Source organism: Azospirillum sp. Sh1, from assembly GCF_008365135.1.
GTDB lineage: Bacteria > Pseudomonadota > Alphaproteobacteria > Azospirillales > Azospirillaceae > Azospirillum > Azospirillum oryzae.
Window position 1 is genome coordinate 41,749 of record NZ_VTTK01000017.1, and the last position, 26,470, is coordinate 68,218.

Annotated in this window: 24 protein-coding genes; 15 read left to right on the forward strand and 9 right to left on the reverse strand. The window is 66.7% G+C overall.

Annotated elements, in window-relative coordinates; genetic code table 11:
* Positions 1–30: 30 nt before the first annotated feature.
* The 5 genes from FZ029_RS17995 (at position 31) to FZ029_RS18015 (ending at position 5,386) form a co-directional block, all read left to right on the forward strand.
* Positions 31–291 (forward strand): DUF4926 domain-containing protein, encoded by a 261-nt coding sequence (locus FZ029_RS17995; RefSeq protein WP_211104162.1) that lies wholly within the window; start codon positions 31–33, stop codon positions 289–291.
* A 343-nt stretch (positions 292–634) separates the two neighbouring features.
* Positions 635–1,252, forward strand: coding sequence for a hypothetical protein (locus FZ029_RS18000; RefSeq protein ID WP_149270639.1), 618 nt, complete (start codon positions 635–637; stop codon positions 1,250–1,252).
* A gap of 592 nt (positions 1,253–1,844) precedes the next feature.
* Positions 1,845–3,170 carry a solute carrier family 23 protein gene (locus FZ029_RS18005; RefSeq protein ID WP_149270641.1) on the forward strand — a complete coding sequence of 442 codons (1,326 nt, stop codon included), beginning with the start codon at positions 1,845–1,847 and terminating at the stop codon, positions 3,168–3,170.
* Between the two features lie 161 nt (positions 3,171–3,331).
* Positions 3,332–4,030, forward strand: coding sequence for a hypothetical protein (locus FZ029_RS18010; protein WP_149270643.1), 699 nt, complete (start codon positions 3,332–3,334; stop codon positions 4,028–4,030).
* 369 nt (positions 4,031–4,399) lie between these two features.
* Positions 4,400–5,386 carry a LysR family transcriptional regulator gene (locus FZ029_RS18015; RefSeq protein ID WP_149270645.1) on the forward strand — a complete coding sequence of 329 codons (987 nt, stop codon included), beginning with the start codon at positions 4,400–4,402 and terminating at the stop codon, positions 5,384–5,386.
* 3 nt (positions 5,387–5,389) lie between these two features.
* Here FZ029_RS18015 and FZ029_RS18020 read toward each other — a convergent pair whose 3' ends face one another.
* From FZ029_RS18020 to deoC, 8 genes are all read right to left on the reverse strand, one after another.
* Positions 5,390–7,030, reverse strand: a complete 1,641-nt coding sequence (locus FZ029_RS18020) for an FGGY-family carbohydrate kinase (RefSeq protein WP_149270647.1) — start codon at positions 7,028–7,030, stop codon at positions 5,390–5,392.
* A 21-nt stretch (positions 7,031–7,051) separates the two neighbouring features.
* Complete coding sequence (rbsK, locus tag FZ029_RS18025) at positions 7,052–7,975, reverse strand: ribokinase (protein WP_149270649.1); 924 nt, start codon at positions 7,973–7,975, stop codon at positions 7,052–7,054.
* A 30-nt stretch (positions 7,976–8,005) separates the two neighbouring features.
* Positions 8,006–9,091: an aldose 1-epimerase family protein gene (locus FZ029_RS18030; RefSeq protein WP_149270651.1), complete on the reverse strand. Its 1,086-nt coding sequence runs from the start codon at positions 9,089–9,091 to the stop codon at positions 8,006–8,008.
* Between the two features lie 39 nt (positions 9,092–9,130).
* The gene (locus tag FZ029_RS18035; protein ID WP_149270653.1) at positions 9,131–10,123 is read right to left on the reverse strand and encodes an ABC transporter permease; all 993 of its coding nucleotides are present in this window, start codon (positions 10,121–10,123) and stop codon (positions 9,131–9,133) included.
* Positions 10,124–10,135: 12 nt separating this feature from the next.
* Complete coding sequence (locus FZ029_RS18040; RefSeq protein ID WP_149270655.1) at positions 10,136–11,113, reverse strand: ABC transporter permease; 978 nt, start codon at positions 11,111–11,113, stop codon at positions 10,136–10,138.
* 12 nt (positions 11,114–11,125) lie between these two features.
* Complete coding sequence (locus FZ029_RS18045; RefSeq protein ID WP_149270657.1) at positions 11,126–12,628, reverse strand: sugar ABC transporter ATP-binding protein; 1,503 nt, start codon at positions 12,626–12,628, stop codon at positions 11,126–11,128.
* An 84-nt stretch (positions 12,629–12,712) separates the two neighbouring features.
* Positions 12,713–13,759 carry an autoinducer 2 ABC transporter substrate-binding protein gene (locus FZ029_RS18050; protein WP_149270659.1) on the reverse strand — a complete coding sequence of 349 codons (1,047 nt, stop codon included), beginning with the start codon at positions 13,757–13,759 and terminating at the stop codon, positions 12,713–12,715.
* A gap of 186 nt (positions 13,760–13,945) precedes the next feature.
* Positions 13,946–14,617 carry a deoxyribose-phosphate aldolase gene (deoC, locus tag FZ029_RS18055; protein WP_149270661.1) on the reverse strand — a complete coding sequence of 224 codons (672 nt, stop codon included), beginning with the start codon at positions 14,615–14,617 and terminating at the stop codon, positions 13,946–13,948.
* A 274-nt stretch (positions 14,618–14,891) separates the two neighbouring features.
* Between deoC and FZ029_RS18060 the strand changes: the two genes are divergently transcribed.
* A complete protein-coding gene (locus tag FZ029_RS18060; RefSeq protein WP_149270663.1) occupies positions 14,892–15,659 on the forward strand; it encodes a DeoR/GlpR family DNA-binding transcription regulator in 768 nt (255 codons plus the stop codon).
* A gap of 9 nt (positions 15,660–15,668) precedes the next feature.
* On the opposite strand, the gene FZ029_RS18065 is transcribed toward FZ029_RS18060, so the two are convergent.
* On the reverse strand, positions 15,669–16,616 hold the full coding sequence (locus FZ029_RS18065) for a LysR family transcriptional regulator (protein WP_247892366.1): 948 nt from the start codon (positions 16,614–16,616) through the stop codon (positions 15,669–15,671).
* A gap of 123 nt (positions 16,617–16,739) precedes the next feature.
* Here FZ029_RS18065 and FZ029_RS18070 point away from each other — a divergent pair, with 123 nt between their 5' ends.
* The 9 genes from FZ029_RS18070 to gph are packed head-to-tail and all read left to right on the forward strand — an operon-like array spanning position 16,740 to position 26,360.
* On the forward strand, positions 16,740–18,236 hold the full coding sequence (locus FZ029_RS18070; protein WP_282184178.1) for a form I ribulose bisphosphate carboxylase large subunit: 1,497 nt from the start codon (positions 16,740–16,742) through the stop codon (positions 18,234–18,236).
* Between the two features lie 13 nt (positions 18,237–18,249).
* On the forward strand, positions 18,250–18,705 hold the full coding sequence (locus FZ029_RS18075; protein WP_247892367.1) for a ribulose bisphosphate carboxylase small subunit: 456 nt from the start codon (positions 18,250–18,252) through the stop codon (positions 18,703–18,705).
* 16 nt (positions 18,706–18,721) lie between these two features.
* A complete protein-coding gene (gene rpe / locus FZ029_RS18080) occupies positions 18,722–19,432 on the forward strand; it encodes a ribulose-phosphate 3-epimerase (RefSeq protein WP_247892377.1) in 711 nt (236 codons plus the stop codon).
* The gene (cbbX, locus tag FZ029_RS18085) at positions 19,429–20,349 is read left to right on the forward strand and encodes a CbbX protein (RefSeq protein ID WP_149270669.1); all 921 of its coding nucleotides are present in this window, start codon (positions 19,429–19,431) and stop codon (positions 20,347–20,349) included. Before rpe ends, cbbX begins: the two co-directional genes overlap by 4 nt.
* Positions 20,350–20,394: 45 nt before the next feature.
* Entirely contained in the window at positions 20,395–21,507 is a 1,113-nt protein-coding gene (locus tag FZ029_RS18090; RefSeq protein ID WP_149270671.1) for a class 1 fructose-bisphosphatase, read from the forward strand.
* Between the two features lie 14 nt (positions 21,508–21,521).
* Entirely contained in the window at positions 21,522–22,397 is an 876-nt protein-coding gene (locus FZ029_RS18095; RefSeq protein ID WP_149270673.1) for a phosphoribulokinase, read from the forward strand.
* Positions 22,398–22,435: 38 nt separating this feature from the next.
* Entirely contained in the window at positions 22,436–24,514 is a 2,079-nt protein-coding gene (gene tkt, locus FZ029_RS18100) for a transketolase (protein WP_211104164.1), read from the forward strand.
* Between the two features lie 17 nt (positions 24,515–24,531).
* Positions 24,532–25,623, forward strand: a complete 1,092-nt coding sequence (gene fba, locus FZ029_RS18105) for a class II fructose-bisphosphate aldolase (RefSeq protein WP_149270675.1) — start codon at positions 24,532–24,534, stop codon at positions 25,621–25,623.
* Between the two features lie 11 nt (positions 25,624–25,634).
* Positions 25,635–26,360, forward strand: coding sequence for a phosphoglycolate phosphatase (gph, locus tag FZ029_RS18110; protein WP_149270677.1), 726 nt, complete (start codon positions 25,635–25,637; stop codon positions 26,358–26,360).
* Positions 26,361–26,470: the final 110 nt, after the last annotated feature.

Sequence of the window (26,470 nt, forward strand, 5' to 3'; positions counted from 1 at the left end):
GGACTGCCGCCACTGGCAGGGGAGGTTGTGATGTCCGAGCCCATGGGGCGCTTCATATGGACTCCGCACAAGCGCTCGACCGACACCGGAACGCACGAACCGATCGAGGAACTGACGCGGGTGGCGCTGTCCAAGCCGGTGGAGACCGAGGACGGCGTGCTGCCGGCCGGGTCGATGGGGACCGTCGTCGGCGTGTACCGGTCCGGCGCGGCCTACGAGGTCGAGTTCGCGAAGCCCTTCCACACCGTCGCCACCGTTATGCCGGACGCCATCCGCAATGCACGTGCCTGACGCCGACAAGGCGACGCCGGACCTCAAGAAGATCACCCATTATCTGCTGGTACCCGATCACGCCGAAGGAGGCCCGAAGGCCAAGTTTTTCCTGGCTTGTGGCTGCAGAATGACGAGAGCGCGTTAGGTGTTAGGCAAGCATCACTAAGGTGGAGCAGACTGGAACATCGGCACTGGGCATCCAGTCTGTCATCCCGTCCGGCAATCAAAATGTCCGGAACTCGTTGAAAGCGGACGTTTCCAGACAGTTTCCGGGCCAGCCGCCAAGGGTCGAGATGACGAACAGAATGGCATATGCCATAATACAAATTCAGTTCTATATTAATATTATACAGGACTCTCCATGAAACATAAAGTCACCCGTTTTAAGAGCCTCGCTCTAGCTCTTAAGGAGCTACAACCCTTCATATTGAATGGGATTCATCTCCAGACTGGGAAAGGATTCGAGCGCATGAATGACATGCGCTCGCGTGAGATTCTCGCGAACTTGTTGCTATGCATTGCCGTCAATTCCGTCACGTCACCGGAACGTCTGACGTTTACCTCCGCTCCGGATTACGTAGGAGGCGACGGGATTATTCTCGACAGCGTTGATGGCGTCGGTATCCCGACTGAGCACGTTATGGTGCCAGCAATTTCAAAGAATATCGGTCGGGATGCCGGCGAGCTAATCTTAGAGGCGGTCAAGCTAAAGGTGGAGAAAGGGGGCACTGCCTACGCAGCCGGCAAGATACTTGTTGTCTTTCTTTTCCAAGGCGCCGGTGAATGGTATCCGAACAGGATTGCTCGCCAACTTCCTGATCCGTTGCTTTTCGATGAGGCCTGGGTTGTCGGTCTCCACCGTGTAGTAGACGGTCGGTATATTTACAATGTTACGTTGCTAGACCAACAGAATTCGCCAGTTTGGCGCGTTCACTTCAATAAGGATTTCGACGGCTGGGAAGTCGAGCATGTCCAATAATTGCCCTCCCTGGTTAAGCGGGCTTCGTTCTGCCTTAGGATCGTTTAGCAAACATCTATCGTGCTCTCCTCAGTTTGCACCAGCTTTGTCGTTGAACAGGATGTTGTATTTTGTATTAGATTCAAATGGCGAATATAGATAGAAATTGCCAATGAGTTGCTGCTAATTCTGTCTATAGGAGCGTATAAATTATCACAATAGGAAATGGATCGCCCAATTTTTCCCCTGCAATGTAGTAAATATAAAGTGACTTCAAATCAACCGTAAATGTTACGTCCATAATTTTAATACGCATGTGTCAAAATTTATTTTTCTTCACCTTGCTAGATAAACTCTAATGTATGCTTCGGATTCCCTTTGTAGAGGGCGGGCCAGGAGGTGGCGGAAGTGAATGCGAAGCTCAGAGCGCAGCGCGCACGATGTCAGCACTTGAAGCATGAATGTGACGTTGAATGTCCCGTCCGGTCTTGTTGCTGACGTTCCTACCGTTCCCGCACAAAAATGTGGCGCAACGCCTCCGCAAACGCCAAAAAGCGGGCGACGTTCACCCCCGGCAACAGCGCCGTTCCACCCCTCTTCGGACCAAACCTTCATGGCAGATTACTTCCCGCGTTGGCCGCTCGCGGCCGGCCCCGTTGTCCAGCCGGACGAGCGCCTTCCCTGGGGCTCGACGCTGACGCTCGGCATCCAGCATCTTGTCGCCATGTCCGGCTCGACCATCCTCGGGCCGCTGCTGATGGGGTTCGATCCGAACCTCGCGGTGCTGTTTTCCGGCATCGGCACGCTGCTGTTCCTCGTGCTCACCGCCGGGCGGGTGCCGAGCTATCTCGGGTCCTCCTTCTCCTTCATTGCCGTGGTGATCGCCGTCACCGGCTACACCGGCCAGGGTCCCAACCCGAACATCGGGCCGGCGCTGGGTGGCATCATCGCGGCCGGCGTGCTCTATGTCCTCATCGGCCTGCTGGTCAGCTACACCAGCACCGGCTGGATCGAGCGGCTGATGCCGCCGGCGGTGACCGGCGCCGTCGGCGCGGCCATCGGCCTCAACCTGTCGCCGGTCGCCGTCAAGGGCATCGAGGGCAGCGGTCCCCACACCCTGGTCGCCCTGTTCACGCTGGTCGCCACCGCCGTCATCGCGGTCTATGCGCCGCTCGCCATCCGGCGGCTCTCGATCCTCGCCGGCATCGCCGCCGGCTATGTCTTCTATCTGGTCCTCGCCAACGGCTTCGGCCTGCTGCCGCCGGTCAGCTTCGCCGAGCTGGCCGCCGCCCCCTGGTTCGGCATGCCGGAGTTCCGCACGCCGACCTTCGATGCCGGCGCCATGGCGCTGGTCGCCCCCATCGCCTTCATCCTGGTCGCCGAGAATCTCGGCCACATCAAGGCCATCGGCGCCATGACCGGGCGCAACCTCGACCGCTTCATCGGCCGCGGCTTCATCGGTGACGGCATCGCCACCATCGTCTCGGGCAGCGGCGGCGGCACCGGCGTCACCACCTATGTCGAGAACATGGGCGTGATGGCGGTCACCCGCGTCTTCTCCACCCTGATCTTCGTCGTCGCCGCCATCGCCGCCATCCTGCTGGGCTTCTCGCCGAAGTTCGGCGCCCTGCTGCGGACGATCCCGGCGCCGGTGCTGGGCGGGCTGGCAACCGTCGTCTTCGGCCTGATCGCCGCGGCGATGGTGCGGCTGTGGGTCGACAACCGCGTCGATTTCTCCGATCCGCGCAACCTCATCACCGTCGGCGTGACGCTGGTGCTCGGCGCCGGCAACTTCACCATTTCCACCGGCGGCTTCTCCATCGGCGGCATCGGCACCGCGACCATCGCGGCGATCGGCCTCTACCAGCTGCTCGGCATCGGCCGTGCGCGCGAGACCGCCCGCACCGCGTCCCAGCCGGCGGCCACCACGCTCCACTGACGGCGATCATCCTGCGCCGCCGCCTTCCCGGCAGTGCCGGTGACGGCGGCGGCGCGCCCGTCCCCCGACGCTGCCTCCGGCTTTTCACAAAAACTCTCCAATGAAGGACTAAAGTCCCATACCCTCTCCGCAACTGTCCCATCATTTTGCGGAGCCCTGCCATGCCTCTCGATCCCCGCAGCTTCACCAACGACCATTTCCCCCGCTGGGCCGAAGAGCCGCCGACCCCCTCCGAAGGCTCGCTGGTCCCCGGATCGCAGTTCCATGAAGAGCAGTGGATCATGGCCGCCGGCATGCTGGCCCGCGGCAACAGTTTCCTTCAGGTCTCCCGCGCCATGGGCTGCAGCCGCACCACCCTGTGGCGGGCCTATTACGGATCCAAGGATTTTCGTCACAGGGTATGGTGGGAGCGTCAGGCCCTGAACCGCGAGGCCGAACTGCGCCTGTCCTCCCTGCGCATTCTGGTGGCCGAACAGATCGAGCGGCTGGTCACCTCCGGCGATCCCGCCACCGTGCGCTGGCTGGCCGAGCGGCTCGGCCTGTTCGCCGGTCTCGACAGCCCGGCTGCCAGGCGGCAAGACTCCAAACCCGATCAGCCGCCCGCCTCCAAACCCGCTCCCAAACCGGAAGACCCGCCCGCCGTCACCGTCCCCGAACTGGACGACGACGACATCCCCGGCGCCATTCGCGAGCGCATGCCGCCCAGCCCGGCCATGGTCGCCGCCGTCCTGGCCCAGCCGGAGGCGGAGGGACCGAAGGGCGTCTTCCCCTGGACCCTCAACCAGTACGAGGAATACCCCAACCTCAACCCCGGCCCGGTGCCCCGCCGCGGTGCCGGCGCCTTCTCCGGGCGCCGGTAGATGGAACATCCGCCGGAAAGCGTTCCACGCCGTTCCATCCCGCCGCCCCCTTGAACCGCGCCCATCTCCCTCTCCCCCCCGGGGAGAGGGTCGGGGTGAGGGGGATGCACCGCGTGGCTTTCCCGAAGGTCCCGCCACGCGAACCCCCCCCCCCCCCCCCCCCCCCCCCGGGGGGGGGGGGGGGGGGGGGGGGGGGGGGGCCTTGCCCCCCCCCAAACCCCCCCCCCCCCCCCCCCCCCCCCCACCCCCCCCCCCGGGGGGGGAGAGGGGACTCTGCCGATTGCTATTCGCCGTTCTTCGGCGGACACTCCCTGCGCTTGACGGGGGCCGCGCTCGGCAGTGGCCGTGGTTGGAAAGGACGGGATCCGTATGGACAAGCTGCATGCGATGCGCGTCTTCATCCGGGTGGTCGAAGCGAACAGCTTCACCAAGGCGGCGGAAACGCTGGGGCTGCCGCGCGCCTCGGTGACGACGACGGTCCAGAATCTGGAGGCGGCGCTGGGCGTGCGCCTGCTCCAGCGCACCACACGCAAACTCAGCCTGACGATGGACGGCGCCGCCTATCTGGAGGGCGCGACCCGCATCCTGTCGGAGATCGACGAGATCGAATCCACCTTCACCAGCGCGCGCAAGACGCCGCGCGGCCGGCTGCGGGTGGACATGCCGGGCTCCATCGGCCGGCTGGTCATCATCCCCTCGATCCACGAATTCCACGCCAAATATCCCGACATCGAGCTGATGCTGGGTCTGGGCGACCGTCCCATCGATCTGGTGCAGGAGGGGGTGGACTGCGTGGTCCGCATCGGCGAACTGGCGGATTCCACCCTGCTGGCGCGGCGCATCGGCGCCATGCAGCAGATCACCTGCGCCACCCCGGCCTATCTCGCCGAGCATGGCGAGCCGAAGACGATCGAGGATCTCGACCGCCACATCGCGGTGAATTATTTCAGCAACCGCACCGGGCGGAACATGGACCTCTGCTTCCAGCGCGATGGCAGGGTGGAGGAGGTCGCCATGAAGGGCGTCGTCTCCGTCAACGATGCCGACGCCTATGTCACCTGCGGCCTGGAAGGGCAGGGCATCCTGCAGCCCGCCCGTTTCATGGTGCTGCCGCACCTGCGCAGCGGTGCCCTGCGCGAGATCCTGCGCGACTGGCGGCCGCCCCGGATTCCGATCTCCGCCGTCTACCCGCACAACCGGCACCTGTCGCCGAAGGTGCGGGTCTTCGTCGACTGGCTGGCCGAGCTGTTCGAACGCTGCCCCCTGCTCCAGGGCGAGGAGCTGCCGGGCGACCTGTGCGAGGAGCACAAGGCGCCGGTGATGGAACGGGAAGGCGCCTGCGAGTGCGTGATGTGAGGTCTACCGGGCGCACTCCATCAGCGCCCTGTAAGTCATCTGGTCCTCGTGCATCCGCAGGAACACGGCGTATTTGGCGTCGTGATAGTCCCGCAGCCGCCCCTCCGCCGGCCGGAGGCTGCGGCCGGCGCGGCCCATCCCGGCCATGCCGGCGGCGATGTCCGTGAAGGCGCCCGCCGCCACCGCCCCCAGCACGGCGGCCCCCAGCAGCACGGCCTCCGGCTCCTCCGGCAGGACCAGGGTGCAGCCGGTGGCGTCGGCATGCGCCTCCAGGAACACCGGATTCTTGGTGCCGCCGCCGCAGGCGAGAATGGTGTCGATGGCATAGCCCCGCTCGTTCATCGCCGCAACGATGTGCCGGGTGCCATAGGCCACCGCCTGCACCGTCGCCAGATAGAGCAGCGCCAGATCCTCCAGCCCGTCCGACAGGCGAAGCCCGCTGATGGCGCCCCGCAGACTGGCGTCCGCCCGCGGCGAGCGGTTGCCATGGAAATCGGGCAGCACATGCAGGTCGCGGGTCAGCATCGCCACCGGCCCGCCGCTGCGCTCCGCAAGATCCGCCAGCTCCTCGTTCAGCAGCTGATAGACCGTGGTGCCGCGCCGCCGGGCCTCGGCGGCGAGGTCGGCATAACGGGGATGGCCCTGGACCACATGGTCGATCAGCGCCCCGGTCGCCGACTGCCCGCCCTCGTTCAGCCAAAGCCCCGGCAGCATGGCCGAATGATAGGGACCCCAGACGCCGGGAATGAAGCGCGGCGCACCGGGGCTCATCACCATATGGCAGCTCGACGTGCCGCCGATCAGCGCCAGCCGCCGGTCGAAATCGACACCGTCCGACGCCTCCAGCGGCACCCCGATCACCCCGATCCCGCCGGCATGGGCGTCGATCAGCGAGGTGCCGACCGCGATGCCCGGCGTCAGACCAAGCTCGCGCGCCGCCTCGGCGGTCAGCCCACCGGCGATGGCGCTGCCGACCTCGCCGACATCGGTGCCGATGCGGGCGTGCCCCTCATCCACCAGATCGCCCAACCCGATGGCGCGGAGATAGCCGTCGTCCCACCGCCCCTCATGCCCCAGATAGGTCCATTTGCACACCAGCGAGCACAACGACCGCCGCGTCGCCCCGGTCGCCCGCCAGGTCAGGAAGTCCGGCAGGTCGAAGAAATGCGCCGCCCGGCTCCAGCTGGCCGGGAGGTTTTCCTTCAACCACAGCAGCTTGGGCGTCTGCATCTCCGGCGACAGCCGTCCGCCGACATAGCGCAGAACCTCATGACCGCCGGCGTTGATGCGGTCGGTCTGCCCGATGGCGCGGTGGTCCATCCAGACGATGACGTTGCGGGAATCGTCGCCCTCCGGATCGACCGTCACCGGCCGCCCGGCGGCGTCCAGCACCACCAGAGAACAGGTGGCGTCGAAACCGACGCCGATCACCTCCGGCTTTTCGCCGCATGCCGCCAACGCCTCTTGAACCGCTTCGCAGACGGCGGTCCAGATGTCGTCGGAGGATTGCTCCGCCCATTCCGGATCGGGCTTCCACATCCGGATCGGGCGGGAGGCGGCGGCCAGCCGGCGCCCGGCAAGGTCGAAGATCCCGGCGCGGGCGCTGCCGGTCCCCACATCCACCCCGATCACGGCGCGTGTCATGGCGTGTCCCCTTTCCGACCCTTACAGGCTGGCGCAGAAGGCTTCGAACGCCTCACGGCTGGCGTAGGATTTCTGGGTGCCCGGCCGGGTGATGCTATCGGCGGCATAGCGCACCGCCATGTGCAGCGCCGCATCCAAATCGCGGTTCTCCACATAGTACCGCGCGAAGCTGCCGATGAAGGCGTCGCCGGCCCCGGTGGTGTCGACCGGTGTCACCCGCACCGGCTCGATCCGCCGCGTCGCCTCGCCTTTGGTCACCAGCAGCGCGCCGCGGGCGCCCAGCGTGACGATCACCGTGCGGATTCCGCGGTCGATCAGGCTGCGCGCCGCCGTCTCGGCCTCCGCCTCCGACGTCACCGGCAGCCCGGAGATGGTCGCCAGCTCCGTCTGGTTCGGCACCAGGAAGGTCACCTGCTCGATCCGCTTCGGGTCGAGGTCGGCGGGCGCGGGCGCCGGGTTCAGCAGGGTCTCGATGCCGTGCCGGGCGCCGAACTCGATGGTGTGGTAGATCGTCTCCAGCGGGACTTCCAGCTGCATGACGATCAGGTCGCAGCCCTTCAGATCGTCGGCCGCGCGGTCGACGTCGGCCGGCGACAGCAGGGCGTTGGCGCCCTTGATGATCAGTATGCTGTTCTCGCCCGACGGCTCGACGAAGATCGGCGCGACGCCGCTGGAGGTGCCGGGCACCCGCTCGACATGGCGGGTGTCGATGCCCGATGCCTCGAAGTTGCGGATGGTGTTGTCGGCGAAGATGTCGTCGCCGACCTTGGTGACCATCATCACCTCGGCGCCCAGCCGGGCGGCGGCGATGGCCTGGTTGGCGCCCTTGCCGCCGCAGCCCATCTCGAAGCGCGGCGCTTCGATGGTCTCGCCGGGGCCGGGCATGCGGGCGGTGTAGGTGATGAGGTCGACCATGTTGCTGCCGACCACGGCGATCTTGCCCATCCTGGTATCTCCTTGTCACAACGCCCTAAATCACAGCGCCCGAATGGCGCATTCCTCGGCTTCGGCCTCGTCGGCGGTCAGATAGCCCAGCCGCACGGAAAAGCGTCGCGTCTCGCCGCCCGCCAGTTTCTGGACATTGCCCTTCATCGCCTCCGCAGCATAGCCCTCCGGCTCGCAGGTGGAGGGCAGGGCGAAGGCGCAGACCTTCTGGTCGCTGTTGGCCAGCACCCAACGCACCGTCTTGGGGAACTCCCGCGTGCTGTAGGCGATGTGGAAGGCGTCGCCCTCGCGCCGCCGCATCATCACCGCGGTGCCGCCATCCTCGTCGGTGCGCAGGCCGCGGATGTAGAAGACCTGTTCCGGGTCGTAGCGATGCGGCTCGTCCAGCACCTCCATCACCGCCGGATCGCGGGCGAGGTCGGCCAGCAGCGCGTCATAGGCCGGGCTGCGCGGCACATGGGCCGGCACCACCGTGCGCACCGCCGTCGCCTCCGGCGTGAAGGGTGCCGGCTGGACGATGCGTGCGCCCTCGGCGAAGGCAAAATTGACGTGGCACATGTACATCAGGTCCATCGCCGCGCCCGACAGGTTCTCCACCTCCATCCGGATGTCGAACAGGGCGGAACCGGGGCGCAGGACCACGCGCGGGCGGGCGACATAATGCGCACCAAAGCCCATCACATACTCCCGCCGGCCGGTGACCGCCATATAGGGGCCCTCGTCATCCTCCCCCACCTCCAGCCCGGCGGCATCCATCGGGGCGCAGGGCATCTCGCCATGCAGAAGATGGCTGTCCTGCGGGCCGGGGCAGCCGTTGCGCAGCAGCCCGGAATGGAAGGCGAAGCAACCGTATGTGCCGACGATCTCGGTCGCCGGCCGCGGCATGTCGAACATGTTCGCCATGGTCAGGTCGACGCCGTCGAACACGGCGTCCCAGACCATCTGGCCGTAATAGGGCAGCACCACCAGATGCCCGCGCCGATTGGACAGCCGCACCGCCTCGATCCCGCTGTCATAGCGGAACAGGCTGGCGGTCATGCCGTGCGCCTCGGCGACCGGGCGTTCGGCCTCGCCGAAGAAGCTTTTGCGGAAATGGATTGCGGTTCGGACGCTCATGGGATTTCCTCCCTATCGGGAGCTGACCTGGAAGGCCGGCTAGCGGGTGCGGTTCTTGTAGGCGTTGATGGCGATGACCAGCAGCAGGAACGCGCCCCAGATGAAGTCGATCAGGTGGTTGGAGAAGCGCAGGATCTGGAAACCGCTCGACAGCAGCATCAGCGCCACCACCGCGATTGTGATGCCCAGCACCGTGCCACGCCCACCGGCCGGGTTGGTGCCGCCCAGCACGGCGATCAGCACCGCCTGCAACAGGTAGGAGTTGCCATAGTCCGACTTCGCCGCGTTGGTCCGTCCCGACAGGATGATCCCGGCGACCGAGGCCAGAACGCCGGTCAGCATGTAGCTATACAGCACCATCCGTTCCCGCTTCAGCCCTGCGAACAGTGCCGCCTTCGGGTTGGTGCCGATCAGCATCAGGTTGATGCCCAGCGCGGTGCGGCTCAGCAGGAAGGCGATCAGCGCGGCGATGACCGCGAACAGCACGAAGGGCGTCGCCAGCCCCAGGATCTTGCCGTTGCCGAGGAAGGCCCAGGCGGCGGGAAAGCCGACGATGGCCGGCCCGCCGGTCAGCACGATGGCAAGCCCGGTGAAGACCTGCCCCGTGCCCAGCGTCGCCAGGATCGGCGTGATGCCCAGCCGGGTGATCAGCAGCCCGTTCACCGTCCCCGCCACCAGTCCGGTGCCGAGCGCGATGACCCCGCCCAGCAGAACGGTCAGGATGCCGGTGTCGGCGATGCCGGCGGCCCCCGCCATCTTGTGGAACAGCACGCCCGCCAGGATTCCCGACAAATTGGCGACCCCCACCACCGACAGGTCGATGCCGCCGGTAAGCATGGCGATCATCATCGCGATGGAGAGCAGGCCAAGCTCGGGGAAGATGTAGGTGAGGGATTCGAAGTTGTAATAGCGCAGGAACTTGTCGGGGCTGAGCGCCGTCATCACGACGAAGATCAGCACCGTCATCACCAGCAGCTGGACGATGTTGTTGTCGCGGTTGACCAGGCTGCGGATGTTCATTTGTGCCTTCATGCTCCCGCCTCCTCACGCCGTCCGGCGACGGTCGCGCCAAGCCGACAGGGCGGTCGCGACGATGACGATCAGACCCACGACGACGAGCTGCCAGGTGGTGTCCACTCTCATGATGATCAGGCTGTTCTTGACCATCACCAGCATGAAGACGCCGAGCATGGTGCCGAGAACGCTGCCCCGGCCGCCGAAGATCGACGCCCCGCCCAGCACCACCGCGGCGATCACGTCCAGTTCCAGCCCGACGAAGTCGCGCGGGTTGGCCAGCCAGATCATGCCGCTGTGCAGGAGGCCGGCGAAGCCGGCAAGGGCGCCGGCGACGCAGTAGATGAAGAAGATGGTCTTGCGCAGGTCGAAGCCGGCGCGCCGCGCCGCTTCCGGATCGCCGCCCAGCGCGTAGGCGCTGCGGCCGATCATGGTGTAGCGCAGCACCAGATGCATGGCGACCGCCAGCCCCAGATAGATCAGCACCATCGCCGTCAGGCCATAGGTGGTGCCGTCGGCCTTGGTGACGCTGACCACGTCGGTGCGGGCGAAATCGATCAGGGCCGTCGGCATCTTGTTGATGTTGATCATGCTGGTGCCGACGACGCCCAGCAGGAAGCCGCGCACCATGGCGCTGGTGCCCAGCGTCACGATCAGCGGGATCATGCGGAATTTATAGACGAAGAAGCCGTTCACCGCGCCGAACAGCAGCCCCATGATGGTGGCCGCCAGCAGAGGCAGGACGACGCCGTTGTATCCCAGCGCCAGCATGCCCTTGATCGTCAGATACATGGCGGCGACGGCGAAGGCCGGGAACGACACGTCGATGCCGCCGGAAATCAGCACCAGCAGCACGCCCATCGCCATGATGCCGATGATGACGTTGCTGCGCATCAGGCTGAACAGGTTGTCGAGCTGCCAGAAGGCAGGGTTGATCGTGCCGATGAGGACCATGGCGAGCAGCAGGATGCCCGCGATGACCGTTTCCGACCGGCGGAGCAGGGCCATCGGTTCCTCCCCTCAGGTAAAGGTCTTGAGCCGGTCGCTGACCGTCTCTTCGGTGACGTCGGCGGCGGGCAGATCGTCGATGAAGCGCCCGCGGTGCATCAGCACGATGCGGTTGCAGTTCTGCACCAGTTCCAGCACGTCGTCGGAGATCATCAGGACGGCGAGGCCGTGATGCTGCGCCAGTTCCCGGATCTTGGCGTGGATTTCCGCCTTCGACCCGACATCGACGCCGACGGTCGGGCCGTTCAGGATCAGCACCCGGGCGTCGGTCAGCAGCCAGCGGGCCAGGACCACGCGCTGCTGGTTGCCGCCCGACAGCTGCATCACCGGCTTCTCGGCGGTCGGGGTGGCGATCTGCATGGCACGGACCATGCCCTGCGTCATCTCCTCCGCGCGGTCGCGGTCGATCACCAGCCGCGGCGCCAGGCGTTCATAGGAGGTGGCGAGCATGTTGCGCTTGATGCTCTGCGGAAGGAACAGCCCTTCGGTCAGCCGGTCCTCCGGCACATAGGCGATGCCGGCGGCGATGGCCTCCTGGGTCGTGCGCAGCCGCACCGGCGCGCCGTCGATCAGGATTTCCCCCTCATAACGCGGGACCATGCCGAACAGCGCCAGCGCCAGATCGGTGCGGCCGGACCCCAGCAGGCCCGACAACCCGACGATCTCGCCCGGCCGGATGGCCAGATCCAGCCCCTCGCATTTGCCGGGCACGTTCAGGCCGCGGATCTCCAGCCTCGGTGGAACCGGCGCGCCGGGCGGCGGGGTCCAGACATAGGGTTCGTTGAGGATGTCGCCGCCGGTCATGTGGCGGGTGATCAGCGCCTCGTCGAAGTCGCCGGTCGGTCCCTCCGCCACCTTGCGGCCGTTGCGGATGACGGTGATGCGCTCGCTGATCTCCAGCATCTCGCGCATCTTGTGGCTGACGAACAGGATGGCGATGCCGCGCGCCTGGATGTCGCGGACGATGCGGAACAGCGTCTCGACCTCCTTGCGGGTCAGGGCGGTGGTCGGCTCGTCCATGATGATCAGGCGGGCGTCGGACATCAGCGCGCGGGCGATGGCGACCAGCTGCTTGCCGGCGGTCGGCAGCGACGCGACCTCCGCATCCAGGTCCAGCTCGACGCCCAGCCGGTCGACCGCCTCGCGGGCGATGGCACGGGTGCGCCGCCAGTTCATCAGGCGCCGCTTTTCGCCCAGATGGACGTTCATCGCCAGATTCTCGGCGACGGTCAGGTTCCCGAACAGGGAGAAGTCCTGGTAGATGACCTGGACGCCGCGGGCGATGGCCTCGATCGGCGTCATGGCCGCCACCGGCTTGCCGTCGATCAGGAACTCGCCACCGTCCGGCTGATAGACGCCGGACATGATCTTGATGACGGTGGACTTGCCCGATCCGTTCTCTCCGGCCAGGCAATGGATCTCGCCGGGCCTGATGACCAGCGACATGGCGTCCAGCGCCACGACGCCGGAAAACACCTTCCGGATGTTCCGGAGTTCGATGAAACCGTCCGACATGTCTTCCGCCCGGCGGTTCGAGGAAAGGATGAAGACGCTGGCGCCGGCGGCCGTTCCCGGCCGGCGGCGCCAGCCCCCAGGTCGTCAGAAGTCGTAGGAACCCATGTTCTCCTTGGTGACACCGACCCAGCCCTGGCCGTACAGCAGGTTGGCCTTGGCCCCCTGCGGCGTGGTCAGGTTGGTGTAGCCCGGCAGGCCAAGGTTCAGGCCGGCCTTGATCTGGTCCTTCTTGCCGTCCAGCGCCATCACCGCCAGCATGTTCATGGCATAGCCGGCGACCGCCGGATCCCAGAACTGGATGTACTGGATGTCGCCCTGGGCCAGATACTGGCCGGCCACCGACACCAGACCGGTGCCGGAGAAGAACAGCTTGTTCTTAAGCCCGCGCTCCGCCACCAGACGGCCGGCGCCGGCCGAGGTCGGCATCGGACCGCCGATGATGCCCTTCAGGTCCGGATAGGTGGTCAGGACTTCCTTCAGCTTGTTGTAGTCGGTGTTGGCGTCGTCATAGGTCTCCAGACGGTTGGTCGCCATCTGCATCTTCGGGAAATGTTCCTTCTGATAGGCGATGGCGCCGTCGATCCACTCGTTCTGCGACTTCGACGTCAGGCTGCCGACGGTGCAGACATATTTGCCCTCGCCGCCCATCGCCTTGCCCAGCACTTCCATTAGCTTGGCGCCATAGGCGAAGTTGTCGAAAGCCTCCAGCACATAGTCGGCGTTCTGGATGTTCGACGCCTCGTGGGCGATCACCACGATGCCGCGGTCGCGCGCCTTCTTCAGCACCGGCTCCACCGCCTCGACGGAGAAGGGGACGATGGCGATGGCGTCGACACCCTGGGCGATCAGGTTCTCCACCAACTGGACCTGCGCCGCGGCGTCGGCCTGGCTCGGCCCGACCATCCAGGTGTCGTGCCCGGTGTCGGCGGCGAACTGCTTCACGCCGTCGCGCATGCGGTCGAACCAGGCGATGCCGTCGACCTTCACCACGGTGGCGATGGTGTATTTCTTCTTGGTGGCGTCGGACTTCAGAGTCTTGACGGCATCCGGGGTCGGGACCGGATCGGCGGCCATTGCCGGTCCGGCGACCAGCGATGCGGCGACGATGAGCGAAGACAGCAACTTCTTCATGTTGGCGTGACTCCCATGAGAGGCGATTCGCGCAGCACGGCGGAGACGGGAACCCGCAACCCACCGTCGGCGCCGGGGTGTTTGCCACCCCGTCCGCGTTCCGTTTTTTGTGATGCCGTGCCGGATGCGGCGGACGGAACTCCCGCCCGACCGGCACGCTGTACGGCGTGCGCGCCGCCTGCGGGGTCAGCCGCCGACGATGGTCACGCTGGCGCTGGCGCCGATGCGCGAGGCACCGGCCGCGATCATGCGTCGGGCATCCTCGGTTGTCCGCACACCGCCAGACGCCTTGACGCCCATGCCGTCGCCGACGGTCCGGCGCATCAGCGCCACATCCTCGACGGTGGCGCCGCCGCCGGCGAAGCCGGTGGAGGTCTTGACGAAATCGGCCCCGGCCTCCTGCGACAGGCGGCAGGCCAGAACCTTCTCCCCGTCGGTGAGGAGGCAGGTCTCGATGATGACTTTCAGCAGCGCGTCGCCGCAGGCCCGCTTGACTGCGGCGATGTCGTCGCGAACCTCGGCCGTCCGTCCGGCTTTCAGCAGGCCGATGGGGATCACCATATCGACCTCGCGGGCGCCGTGGCGGACCACCCATTCCGCCTCCTCCGCCTTGATCGCCGTGGGGTCGGCGCCGAACGGGAAGCAGATCACGGCGCAGGGCGCCACCGGCGATCCGGCAAGCCGTTCGCTCACCAGCGGAATGAAGACGGGGTTTACGCAGACCGCCTTGAAGGCGTGCGCGCGCGCCTCGTCGCAAAGCCGCTCGACATCTGCCGGCTGCGCGTCCGGGCGCAAAATGGTGTGGTCGATGAACGGAGCCAGACCGGCCGGCTCGGTCGGAACGCTGGGCATGGGCATCTTGGTCCTCCCGGGGAGCCCCTTGTCGCTTGGGGCCTCTCGTCCTTGTCGCCGGAATGCCGACACCGCTTCGAAGATCGCCGCGATGTTAACATCCTAACATTTTCTGAAAGGATAGTTTCATGCAGTCGCGCTCTGTGTCAAGATCAATGCATGCCTTTGTGATCCGGGCCACGGCGATCCCGCTTATTGGTTTGCGCCATTGGGATTAACCCGTCTGGATTGTATGGTGCGGCCGTGCGCAGGATGGGCGGAAACGGTGCGGGATGCGGACATGTCGATGAGAAGGGCCGAGCGTCTGAACCGGTTGCAGTCCGCGCTGGATGCCGGCGGCTATCTCCGGCTGAAGGATGCGGCCCAGTTGCTGGGCGTTTCCGAAATGACGGTGCGGCGCGACATCGCGTCGTGCGGCGGGCGGTTCGCCTATCTCGGCGGCTACATCGCCGGAGGCCTGGAGAGCGTCGGCGGCATGGGCTACATCCTCGACCGCGAGCGGGACGCCCACATCGAGATGAAGCGGGCGGCCTGCGAGGCGGCGGCGAGCCTGCTGAAGCCGGGTGAGACGGTGTTCATCGACTGCGGGACCACCACAACCCATCTGGCCAGCCGCATCCCGGCCGACAGCCAGATCACCGTGGTCTGCTACGCCATGAACATCGCGGAGATCGTCTGCAAGAAGCCGGGCGTGCGCGTGGTCATGCTGGGCGGGCTCTATCACGCCTCCTCGGCGTCCTTTTCCAGTCCTGAGTCGCTGGAGATGCTGCGCGGCATCGGCATCAACACCGCTTTCATATCGGCCGGCGGCGTGCACGAGTCGCTGGGGATCAGCTGTTCCAACTTCCACGAGGTCGAGATCAAGCAGACCGCCATCGCCAATGCCGTGACCAAGGCGCTGGTGATCGACAGCAGCAAGTTCGATCAGGTCAAGCCGGCCTTCTTCGCCAAGCTCGACGGCTTCGACGTCCTGTGCTGCGACCGTGATCTCGACTCCACGCGGGCGGAGCGGCTGACCGCCACCGGCGTGCGGATCGTTCAGGCCTGACGTCCAAATTCAGATGCCGGGCGCAAGTGCCCGATGGCTGGCTTGGATGCTGTCGATGATCGCCTGCCCGCGTTCCAGCAGATAGCTGCGCAACTGCGCATGCACCGGCAGCAGCGGCAGGCTGCGGCGGTGTGCGATGTACCAGGACCGCATCAAGGGCAGCCCTTCCACCTTCAATTCCCGCAGCATACCCAGCGCCAACTCCAGGTCCACGGTGTGGCGGGACAGCAAGGCGACGCCGATGCCGGCCATGACCGCCTGCTTGATCGTCTCGTTGCTGCTGGAGGTCATGACGATGTGGGGGGTGAAGCCGCGGCCACTGAAGTAGGCGTCGGTCAGCGCCCGCGTGCCGGCGCCTTCCTCCCGCGCGATGAAGCCGCTGTCGGCCAGATCAGACAGGCGCAGGGCGGGGACATCGGCCAGCGGATGGGTCGGTGCACAGATGATGATGCTGGGGTGACGGGCGAAGGGCTCGGCCAGCAACTCCTCCCCGTCCAGCGGGCGGCCCATGATGGCTAGGTCGACCTCGCCCTTGGCGACCATCGCGTTTACCTCCCGCCGGTTGCCGTCCTGGAGATGGATCGACACGCCCGGCCGCTCCGCCTGGAAACGGGAGACCATGTGCGGGGCGATGTATTTGGCGGTGCTGACCAGTCCGATGGTGACGTTGCCGCCGGTCACTCCCTTCAGCGCCTGCATCCGCCGATCGGCATTGTCCAGCGCCTGGAGGATCAGCGTCGCATGGTCCAGAAGGTCGCGCCCGGCCTCCGTCAGGACGACGCCGCGCCCCATCCGCTCGAACAGCGGGAAGCCGCAATGGCCCTCCACCTGCTTGATCTGGAAGGAGACCGCGCCGGGGGTCAGGCCGAACAGCTCCGCCACCCGGGCGAAGGACAGGTTGCGGGCGGCGGCGGTGAAGATCTGAAGCTGGCGCAGGGTGGCGTGCTGGATGGTCATTTGCCGGCCCATTCATCAGGAATCCCTAGCCATACTGTGCTGTGTATTTGAATTTTCCTCAATAGTACGTGCGTCTAACATTTTCATCGGAACGAACCGAACGCCACCGGCGAGGTGAAGACGATGAATTACGTATCGACGACGCTCCCCAGCAGCCAGGAAGCCAGCAACGGGGTGGTGAGCGACCCGAAGGCCCGCTATCGGCCCGGCGTGCTGAAATACCGGCAGATGGGCTACTGGGAACCGGATTACGAACCGAAGGATACAGACGTGCTCGCCGTCTTCCGCATCACGCCGCAGGACGGCGTCGATCCGGAGGAAGCGGCGGCGGCGGTCGCCGGCGAAAGCTCCACCGCCACCTGGACCGTGGTGTGGACCGACCGCCTGACCGACTGCGAGCGCTATCGCGCCAAGGCTTTCCGCGTCGATCCGGTGCCCGGCACGCCCGGCCAGTATTTCGCCTACATCGCCTATGAACTCGACCTGTTCGAGGAAGGGTCGATCGCCAACCTCACCGCGTCGATCATCGGCAACGTCTTCGGTTTCAAGCCTTTGAAGGGGCTGCGGCTGGAGGACATGCGGATCCCGGTCGCCTATCTGAAGACCTTCCAGGGGCCGGCGACCGGCATCGTGGTGGAGCGCGAACGGCTGAACAATTTCGGCCGGCCGCTGCTGGGCGCCACCATGAAGCCGAAGCTGGGCCTGTCCGGCCGCAACTACGGGCGTGTGGTGTACGAGGCGCTGAAGGGCGGGCTCGACTTCACCAAGGACGACGAGAACATCAACTCGCAGCCCTTCATGCATTGGCGCGACCGTTTCCTCTACTGCATGGAGGGGGTGAACCGCGCCACCGCCGAAACCGGAGAGGTCAAGGGCACCTATCTGAACGTCACCGCCGCCACCATGGAGGACATGTACGAGCGCGCCGAGTTCGCCAAGGAGCTGGGCAGCGTCATCATCATGATCGATCTGGTGATCGGCTACACCGCCATCCAGTCGATGGCGAAGTGGGCGCGGCGCAACGACATGATCCTGCACCTGCACCGCGCCGGCCATTCCACCTATACCCGGCAGAAGAGCCACGGCGTGTCCTTCCGCGTGATCGCCAAGTGGATGCGCATGGCCGGCGTCGACCACATCCATGCCGGCACCGTCGTCGGCAAGCTGGAAGGCGACCCCAACGTCATCCGCGGCATCTACGACACCTGCCGCGAGACCCACGTTCCGCAGAACCTGCAGCACGGCATCTTCTTCGACCAGCCCTGGGCCGGACTGAAGCGGATGATGCCGGTGGCGTCCGGCGGCATCCATGCCGGGCAGATGCACCAACTGCTGACCTATCTGGGCGAAGACGTGATCCTGCAGTTCGGCGGCGGCACCATCGGCCACCCCGACGGCATCCAGGCTGGGGCCACCGCCAATCGCGTGGCGCTGGAAACCATGGTCAAGGCCCGCAACGAGGGGCGCGACATCTGGAACGAGGGGCCGGAGATCCTGCGCGACGCCGCCCGCTGGTGCGCTCCGCTGCGCGCCGCGCTCGACACCTGGAAGGACGTCACCTTCGACTACGCCTCCACCGACAGCGTCGATTACGTCCCCACCCCCACTGCGGCGATGTGAAGGAGCGAGTCCCATGCGTCTTACCCCCATGCGTCTTTCTCAGGGCCAATTCTCCTTCCTGCCGGACCTGACGGACGAGGAGATCACGAAACAGGTGCAATACGCCCTCGACCAGGGCTGGGCCGTGGCGGTGGAGTTCACCGACGACCCGCACCCGCGCAACAGCTATTGGACGATGTGGGGCAACCCCATGTTCGACCTGCGCGATGCCAAGGGCGTGATGATGGAGATCGACGCCTGCCGCACCACCCACCCCGACCTGTATGTGAAGGTGCTCGCCTTCGACAGCTCGCACGGTTTCGAAACGGTGCGCATGTCCTACCTCGTCAACCGTCCGGCGGCGGAGCCCGGCTTCGAACTGCTGCGTGCCGAAGGGCCGGGGCGGCGCATCGGCTACACGGTGCGCAGCTACGCCACCGCCCGTCCGCCCGGCGAGCGCTATGGCGGGGAGACCCGTCATGGAGCGTGAACGAGGGGAATGTGAGATCCGGCCCGGCCATCTCCTCGCCCCCTCGATCCTGTCCGCCGACTTCGCCCGCCTGGGCGAAGAGGTGGAGCGGGTGGTGGAGGCCGGCTGCGAGGTCGTCCATGTCGACGTGATGGACAACCATTATGTGCCAAACCTGACCATCGGCCCGCTGGTCTGCGCCGCCATCCGTCCGCGCACCAGTGCGATCATCGATGTTCACCTGATGGTGCGCCCGGTCGATGCGCTGGTTCCGCTGTTTGCGAAGGCGGGCGCCGACATCATCAGCTTCCACCCCGAGGCGTCCGACCACCCCGACCGCACCCTGGCGCTGATCCGCGAGCAGGGCTGCCGCGCCGGGCTGGCGCTGAACCCGGCCACACCTCTGGCCCATCTCGACCATGTGATGGACCGGTTGGACCTGATCGTCGTCATGTCGGTCAATCCCGGCTTCGGCGGCCAGTCCTTCATCCCGTCCGCGTTCGGGAAGATCGCGGAGGTCCGCCGCCGCATCGACCGCCACCGCGAGCGCACCGGCCGCGACATCCGGCTGGAGGTGGATGGCGGCATCAAGCCCGACAACATCCGCGCCGTCGCCGATGCCGGGGCCGACATCTTCGTTGCCGGCTCGGCAATCTTCGGGGCCATGGACGCCGACGGCGGCTATCGCGGCGTGGTGGGGCGCATGCGCGCCGCATTGAAGGCCGAACCGGAATGGAGGGCGGCATGAGCGACGCGGCCGACCTTCTCGACCCCGAAACCGATGCCCAGCCATCCGACGCGCCTTCCGTCGATCTCGACGCGCTTTACCGTGCCTCCGGCATCGGCGAGATGCTGGCGGGGATGGACCGGGAACTGGTCGGGCTGATGCCGGTGAAGACCCGCATCCGCGAGATCGCCGCCCTGCTGCTGGTGGAACGGGCCCGCCGCAGCATCGGCCTGAGAGCGGAGCCGCCGTCGCTGCACATGTGTTTCACCGGCAATCCCGGCACCGGCAAGACCACGGTGGCGCGGCGCATGGCCGGGCTTCTTCATGGGCTGGGCTATATCCGCCGCGACCATGTGGTCAGCGTCACCCGCGACGATCTGGTCGGCCAGTATATCGGTCACACCGCACCCAAGACGAAGGAGGTGTTGAAGCGCGCGATGGGCGGCGTGCTGTTCATCGACGAGGCCTATTACCTCTACCGGCCGGAGAACGAGCGCGATTACGGCCAGGAGGCCATCGAGATCCTGCTCCAGGTGATGGAGGACAACCGCGACGATCTGGTCGTGATCCTGGCCGGCTACCGCGACCGCATGGAGGTCTTCTTCCGCTCCAATCCCGGCATGGCGTCGCGCATCGCCCATCATGTCGACTTCCCCGATTACGAGGCGAGCGAACTTCTGGAGATCGCCCGGCTGATGACGGAGGGCATGCAGTATCGCCTGGCGCCGGAGGCCGAGCGGGCGATGGGCGACTACATCGTCCGCCGCATGGCCCAGCCGCGCTTCGCCAACGCCCGCTCGATCCGCAATGCGCTGGACCGTGCCCGGCTGCGTCAGGCCAACCGCCTGTTCGAGGCGCGCGGCACCGTCATCGGCGCCGCCGACCTGCTGACCATCGCGGAGGAGGACATCCGCCAAAGCCGCGTCTTCACACAATAGGCCGGCAGAAAGCCGGCCGCACAAAACACGAGAGAGGGGGAACCGATGCCGCACCGCCACACGACCTTCAGCAAATTCATCATCGAGGACCAGCGCCGCCGCGGCGGGGCCGATACCGACCTGACCGCGCTGCTCAACGACGTGCAGACCGCGTGCAAGTTCATCGCCAGCGCCGCCGCCCGTGGATCGCTGGCGCCGTCCGCCGGCCAGCCGACTGCCCCGGCTCCCGAACCCGGTGTCAACGTCCACGGCGAGACGCAGAAGCCGCTGGACCTGATCGCCAACGAGATCATGCTGCGGACCTGCGAGTATGGCGGCAAGCTCTGCGGCATGGCGTCGGAGGAGATGGAGGAGCCCTACCGCATCCCCCGCGAATATCCGCGCGGCCGCTATCTGCTGGCCTTCGATCCGCTGGACGGCTCGTCGAATGTGGACGTCAACCTGACGGTCGGCACCATCTTCTCCATCCTCAAGGCGCCCGACGGCGTGGAGGAGCCGGAGGTGGAGCATTTCCTGCAGCCCGGCACCCAGCAGGTGGCGGCGGGCTTCGCCCTCTACGGCCCGGCCGACATGATCATCGCCACTTTCGGCGAGGGCGTGCACGGCTTCACGCTGGACCGCGAGATCGGCGCCTATACCCTGACCCATCCCGACATGCGCATTCCCGACAATGTCTGCGAATTCGCCATCAACAGCTCCAACGCCCGATTCTGGGAGCCGCCGGTTCGCCAGTATGTCGAGGAATGCATCAAGGGCAGCTCCGGCCCGCGCGAGGCGGATTTCAACATGCGCTGGATCGCGTCCTTGGTGGCGGAGGTCTACCGCATCCTGATCCGTGGCGGCGTCTTCCTCTATCCCCGCGACGCCCGCCCCACCCACAAGCCGGGACGGCTGCGCCTTCTCTACGAGGCGAACCCCATCGCCATGCTGGTGGAACAGGCTGGCGGGGCGGCCAGCACCGGGCGGCAGCGCATCCTCGACATCAAGCCGATGGCCCTGCACCAGCGCGTGCCGGTGATCCTGGGCTCGAAGGCCGAGGTGGAAAGGCTGGTCGCCTACCACGCCGCCTACGACCGGGGGGAGGAACTGTCCTTCCATGCACCGCTGTTCGGCAGCCGGTCGCTTTTCCTGGCGTCTGAATCCGCGGCGCTCGGCTGAGGGAGGAACATACCATGTCGGTCCGTCATCCGATCATCGTCGTCACCGGCTCCTCCGGCGCCGGGACCACCACCGTCACCCGCACCTTCCAGCAGATCTTCCGCCGGGAGGGCGTTTCCGCCGCCCTCGTCGAGGGCGACAGCTTCCACCGCTACGACCGGCGTGAGATGCGCGCCAAGGTCGCCGAGGCGCAGGAGGAGCCCCATTCCACCTTCAGCCATTTCGGACCCGACGCCAACCTGTTCGAGGAATTGGACGACCTGTTCCGCAGCTATGGCGAGACCGGCGGCGGCCGGACCCGCAAATACCTGCATGACGAGAAGGAGGCCGAACCCTATGGCCAGGAGCCCGGCACCTTCACGCCATGGGAGGAGATCGAACCGGGCACCGACCTGTTGTTCTACGAAGGGCTGCACGGCTGCGTGCGCACCGACCGCGTCGACCTCGCCCGGCATGCCGACCTGAAGATCGGTGTGGTTCCGATCGTCAACCTCGAATGGATCCAGAAGATCCACCGTGACCGCAACATGCGCGGCTATTCGGAGGAGGCCATCGTCGACACCATCCTGCGGCGCATGCCCGACTACGTGAAATACATCTGCCCGCAGTTCAGCTGCACCGACGTGAATTTCCAGCGTGTGCCGACGGTGGACACCAGCAATCCCTTCATCGCCCGCGACATCCCGACGTCGGACGAGAGCATGCTGGTCATCCGCTTCACTCGGCCGAAGGGCATCGACTTCCCCTATCTGCTGTCGATGCTGAAGGACAGCTTCATGACCCGGCCCAACACCATCGTCTGTCCGGGCGACAAGATGGCGCTGGCGATGCAGCTGATCTTCACGCCGATGATCTGGCAACTCGCCGACCGCAAGAAGAAGGCGTTCTGAGGAGCGCCCGAAGGCCAATACCGGGGAGGACACCAGCCATGACTGCGTCGATGACCGCGGCCCAAGAGGTCCGCGAACAGGACCGGCTTGCCAGGCCGCCGGCCGATAGTTCAAGCGACAGTCCGGATCGCGGCTCCGGCCGCCGCCTGCTGGCGAATGCGTTGCGCATTCTCGCCATCGATGCGGTGGAGGCCGCGAACTCCGGCCATCCGGGCATGCCGATGGGCATGGCCGACATCGCCGAGGCGCTGTGGCGCCGTCATATGCGCCACAATCCGGCCGACCCGCACTGGTCCGACCGCGACCGCTTCGCGTTGTCGAACGGGCACGGCTCCATGCTGCTCTACGCGCTGCTTCACCTGACCGGCTACGATCTGCCGATGGAGGAACTGCAGCGGTTCCGGCAGCTCGGCTCGCGCACGCCGGGCCATCCGGAATATGGCGTGACGCCGGGGGTGGAGACGACCACCGGGCCGCTGGGGCAGGGTCTCGCCAACGCCGTCGGCATGGCGTTGACAGAACGGCTGCTGGGGGCGGAGTTCAACCGGCCGGGGCACCGGATCATCGATCACCGGACCTTCTGCTTCGTCGGCGATGGCTGTCTGATGGAGGGGATCAGCCACGAAGCCTGCTCGCTGGCCGGTACGCTGGGGCTGGAAAAGCTGGTGGTCTTCTATGACGACAATGGCATCTCCATCGACGGCCCCGTCACTGGCTGGTTCGCCGACGACACGCCGCGGCGGTTCGAGGCCTATGGCTGGCGCGTGATCCGCGAGGTGGACGGCCACGATGCCTACACGCTGGACGCCGCCATCGACGAGGCGCTGACCCCTTGCGGCAAGCCGACGCTGATCTGCTGCCGGACGGTGATTGGCCGCGGCTCGCCAAACCGCGCCGGCTCGGCGGAGGTGCATGGCGCACCGCTGGGTGCCGGGGAGATCGCCGTGACGAGGGCGGCGCTCGGATGGACCTCTCCGCCCTTCGAACTGCCGGACGAGGTGCGTGCCGGCTGGGACGCCCGGCGGCGCGGTGCGGCGGCGCAGGCCGATTGGCAGGCGCGCTTCGACGCCTATGCCGACGCCCACCCGCAGGCGGCGGCCGAGTTCCTGCGGCGCATGCGCGGCGAACTGCCGGAACGCTTCGCCGAGACGGCCGATGCCTGGATCGCCGTGGTTGCGGAGCGGGCGGAGCCGATGGCGACGCGCAAGGCGTCCCAGCAGGCCATCCAGGCGCTGGCGGGCCTGCTGCCCGAACTGCTGGGCGGGTCGGCGGATCTGACCGGTTCCAATCTCACCGACTGGCCGGGAAGTGGCGGTCGCCATCTGCATTACGGCGTGCGGGAGTTCGGCATGGCCGCGGTGATGAACGGCATGGCGCTGCATGGCGGCGTCATTCCCTTCGGCGGCACCTTCCTGGTCTTCTCCGACTATGCCCGCAACGGCCTGCGCCTGTCGGCGCTGATGGGGCTGCGCGTTGTCTACGTCTTCACCCATGACGGCATCGGCCTGGGCGAGGACGGCCCGACCCACCAGCCGGTGGAGCAGGCCGCCAGTCTCCGCCTGATGCCGAACCTCGACGTTTGGCGCCCCTGCGACGCTTTGGAGACCGCCGTCGCCTGGAGGGCCGCGGTCGAGCGGGCGGACGGCCCGACCGCCCTGCTGCTGTCGCGACAGACCCTGCCGGCCCAAGGAGCAGGCCAATCCGGCACGGGCCGGGCCGGTGATGCAGCCCGTGGCGGCTATATTCTGGCCGACGACGGAAAGCCCGATGTGGTGCTGATCGCCACCGGATCGGAGGTGCCCATCGCGATGGAAGCGCGTCGTCTGCTCGCCGGCCGGGGCCTTGTCGCCCGCGTCGTCTCCATGCCCTGCTGCGAGGTTTTCGAGCGGCAGGATCGGGCGTGGCGCCGTGGCGTGCTGCCCGACGGCGTTCCCCGGCTGGCCGTGGAGGCGGGGGCGACCGGGCTGTGGCGGGCCTTCGTCGGGCTGGACGGCGACGTCGTCGGCCTCGACCGCTACGGCGAATCCGCCCCTGCCGGCGATCTCTACCGCCATTTCGGCATCACTGCGGAGGCGGTCGCCGACCGCGCCCAACGCCTCCGCTCCCCCCAATTCTGAACCGGAGACCTCCCGCGATGGCTCTGATCTCCCTCCGACAGCTCCTCGACCATGCGGCCGAGCATGGCTATGGCGTGCCGGCCTTCAACATCAACAACATGGAACAGATCCAGGCGATCATGCAGGCGGCGGACGAGTGCGCCAGCCCGGTGATCCTGCAGGCGTCCGCCGGCGCGCGGAAATATGCCGGCGAGCCGTTCCTGCGCCATATGGTGCAGGCGGCGGTGGAGATGTGGCCGCACATCCCCGTCTGCCTGCACCAGGACCATGGCGCCAGCCCCGCCGTTTGCCAGCAGGCCATCCGCTCCGGCTTCACCAGCGTGATGATGGATGGTTCGCTGCTGGACGACATGAAGACGCCGGCCGGCTACGACTACAACATCCGCGTCACCCGGCAGGTGGTGGAGCAGGCGCATGCCGTCGGCGTCTCGGTCGAGGGCGAACTGGGCTGTCTCGGCTCGCTGGAGACCGGCCGGGCGGGGGAGGAGGACGGTTCCGGCGCCGTCGGCACGCTGTCGCGCGACCAACTGCTGACCGATCCGGAGCAGGCTGCGGATTTCGTGGTGCGGACGGGGGTGGACGCGCTCGCCATCGCCATCGGCACCAGCCACGGCGCCTACAAGTTCAACCGCCGGCCGGACGGCGAGGTGCTGGCCATCGACCGCATCCGCGCCATCCACGACCGCATCCCCGACACCCATCTGGTGATGCACGGATCCTCCAGCGTGCCGCAGGAGTGGCTGGAGATCATCCGCGCCCATGGCGGCAGCATCCGCGAAACCTACGGCGTCCCGGTCGAGGAAATCCGCGAAGGCATCCGCAACGGCGTGCGCAAGGTCAACATCGATACCGACATCCGCCTCGCCATGAGCGGCAGCCTGCGCCGCGCGATGATGACGCGGCCGGAGGAGTTCGATCCGCGCAAGTTCCTGGCCGAAGCGACGAAGGCCGCCCGCGCCCTCTGCCGCGAGCGGTTCGAGGCCTTCGGGACCGCCGGGCAGGCGGAGCGGATCGTGCCCCTGCCGCTGGAACGGATGGCCGCACGTGCTGCGGCACTGGAGTTCGCCGCGATGGAGCGGCGATCCCCGGCGTTGATGGCATCCGGCTGACGGAGGGTACATTGGGCAAGCCGGCACCGGTGATCTTCGACCTCGATGGGACGCTGATCGACAGCGCCCCGCATCTCGGCCACGCCCTCAACCGCCTGCTTGCCGAACGGGGCCGGCCGGCGGTGAGCGGTGAGATGCTGCGCAGCTTCATCGGCGACGGTCCCCGGCCGCTGGTGGAGCGCGGCTTCGCCGCCACCGGCCGGGCGCTGCCGGTGGAGGAGGTTGGTCCGGCCCTGGCACGGTTCCTCGACCTCTACGCCGCACTTCCCGCCGACCCCGGCAGCGTCTATCCCGGCGTGCCGCAGACGCTGGCGCGGCTGGCCGACGCCGGCCACGCCATCGGCCTGTGCACCAACAAGCCCCACGCCATCGCCTGCAGCTTGCTGAACGAGCTTGGGCTTTTGCCCGTCTTCGGCGCCATCGTCGGCGGCGACAGCCTGCCCCAGCGCAAACCGGCCCCGGAACCTCTGTTGGCGGTGCTGGCTGCGCTGGACGCCCCGACCGCCGGCGCGGCGATGGTGGGAGACGGCCCGAACGATGTGGCCGCCGCCCGCGCCGCCGGGGTCGCCTCGATCCTCGTTTCCTATGGCTATGCCCGCGGCAACCCGGCCGATCTTCCCGCCGACCGGTTGATCCACCATATCATCGACCTTCCGGACGCGCTGGAGGCCGTCCGCCGCAATCTTCCCGGCACCCCATCCGACATTCCCATCCGGTCGCTGCCGAACATGATTTAGAATGCTGACATTCAGCAGCAGATGCGTTATCGTGGCATCTGGTATACGAGACACCAGGAACTTGGGATCGCGACAACCAGAAGCGCGGACCATCCAGCAGAGGCCAGACC

Coding starts and splice junctions, on each gene's coding strand:
- FZ029_RS18005 (WP_149270641.1), top strand. CDS start 1,845: ATGGCAGATTACTTCCCGCGTTGGCCGCTCGCGGCCGGCCCCGTTGTC.
- FZ029_RS18030 (WP_149270651.1), bottom strand. CDS start 9,091: ATGAGCGTCCGAACCGCAATCCATTTCCGCAAAAGCTTCTTCGGCGAG.
- FZ029_RS18075 (WP_247892367.1), top strand. CDS start 18,250: ATGCGTCTTACCCCCATGCGTCTTTCTCAGGGCCAATTCTCCTTCCTG.
- FZ029_RS18065 (WP_247892366.1), bottom strand. CDS start 16,616: ATGACCATCCAGCACGCCACCCTGCGCCAGCTTCAGATCTTCACCGCC.
- cbbX (WP_149270669.1), top strand. CDS start 19,429: ATGAGCGACGCGGCCGACCTTCTCGACCCCGAAACCGATGCCCAGCCA.
- FZ029_RS18035 (WP_149270653.1), bottom strand. CDS start 10,123: ATGAAGGCACAAATGAACATCCGCAGCCTGGTCAACCGCGACAACAAC.
- FZ029_RS18045 (WP_149270657.1), bottom strand. CDS start 12,628: ATGTCGGACGGTTTCATCGAACTCCGGAACATCCGGAAGGTGTTTTCC.
- FZ029_RS18020 (WP_149270647.1), bottom strand. CDS start 7,030: ATGACACGCGCCGTGATCGGGGTGGATGTGGGGACCGGCAGCGCCCGC.
- FZ029_RS18040 (WP_149270655.1), bottom strand. CDS start 11,113: ATGGCCCTGCTCCGCCGGTCGGAAACGGTCATCGCGGGCATCCTGCTG.
- FZ029_RS18050 (WP_149270659.1), bottom strand. CDS start 13,759: ATGAAGAAGTTGCTGTCTTCGCTCATCGTCGCCGCATCGCTGGTCGCC.
- FZ029_RS18000 (WP_149270639.1), top strand. CDS start 635: ATGAAACATAAAGTCACCCGTTTTAAGAGCCTCGCTCTAGCTCTTAAG.
- fba (WP_149270675.1), top strand. CDS start 24,532: ATGGCTCTGATCTCCCTCCGACAGCTCCTCGACCATGCGGCCGAGCAT.
- rbsK (WP_149270649.1), bottom strand. CDS start 7,975: ATGGGCAAGATCGCCGTGGTCGGCAGCAACATGGTCGACCTCATCACC.
- tkt (WP_211104164.1), top strand. CDS start 22,436: ATGACTGCGTCGATGACCGCGGCCCAAGAGGTCCGCGAACAGGACCGG.
- FZ029_RS18060 (WP_149270663.1), top strand. CDS start 14,892: ATGTCGATGAGAAGGGCCGAGCGTCTGAACCGGTTGCAGTCCGCGCTG.
- FZ029_RS18010 (WP_149270643.1), top strand. CDS start 3,332: ATGCCTCTCGATCCCCGCAGCTTCACCAACGACCATTTCCCCCGCTGG.
- FZ029_RS18070 (WP_282184178.1), top strand. CDS start 16,740: ATGAATTACGTATCGACGACGCTCCCCAGCAGCCAGGAAGCCAGCAAC.
- FZ029_RS18015 (WP_149270645.1), top strand. CDS start 4,400: ATGGACAAGCTGCATGCGATGCGCGTCTTCATCCGGGTGGTCGAAGCG.
- FZ029_RS18095 (WP_149270673.1), top strand. CDS start 21,522: ATGTCGGTCCGTCATCCGATCATCGTCGTCACCGGCTCCTCCGGCGCC.
- FZ029_RS18090 (WP_149270671.1), top strand. CDS start 20,395: ATGCCGCACCGCCACACGACCTTCAGCAAATTCATCATCGAGGACCAG.
- FZ029_RS17995 (WP_211104162.1), top strand. CDS start 31: ATGTCCGAGCCCATGGGGCGCTTCATATGGACTCCGCACAAGCGCTCG.
- deoC (WP_149270661.1), bottom strand. CDS start 14,617: ATGCCCATGCCCAGCGTTCCGACCGAGCCGGCCGGTCTGGCTCCGTTC.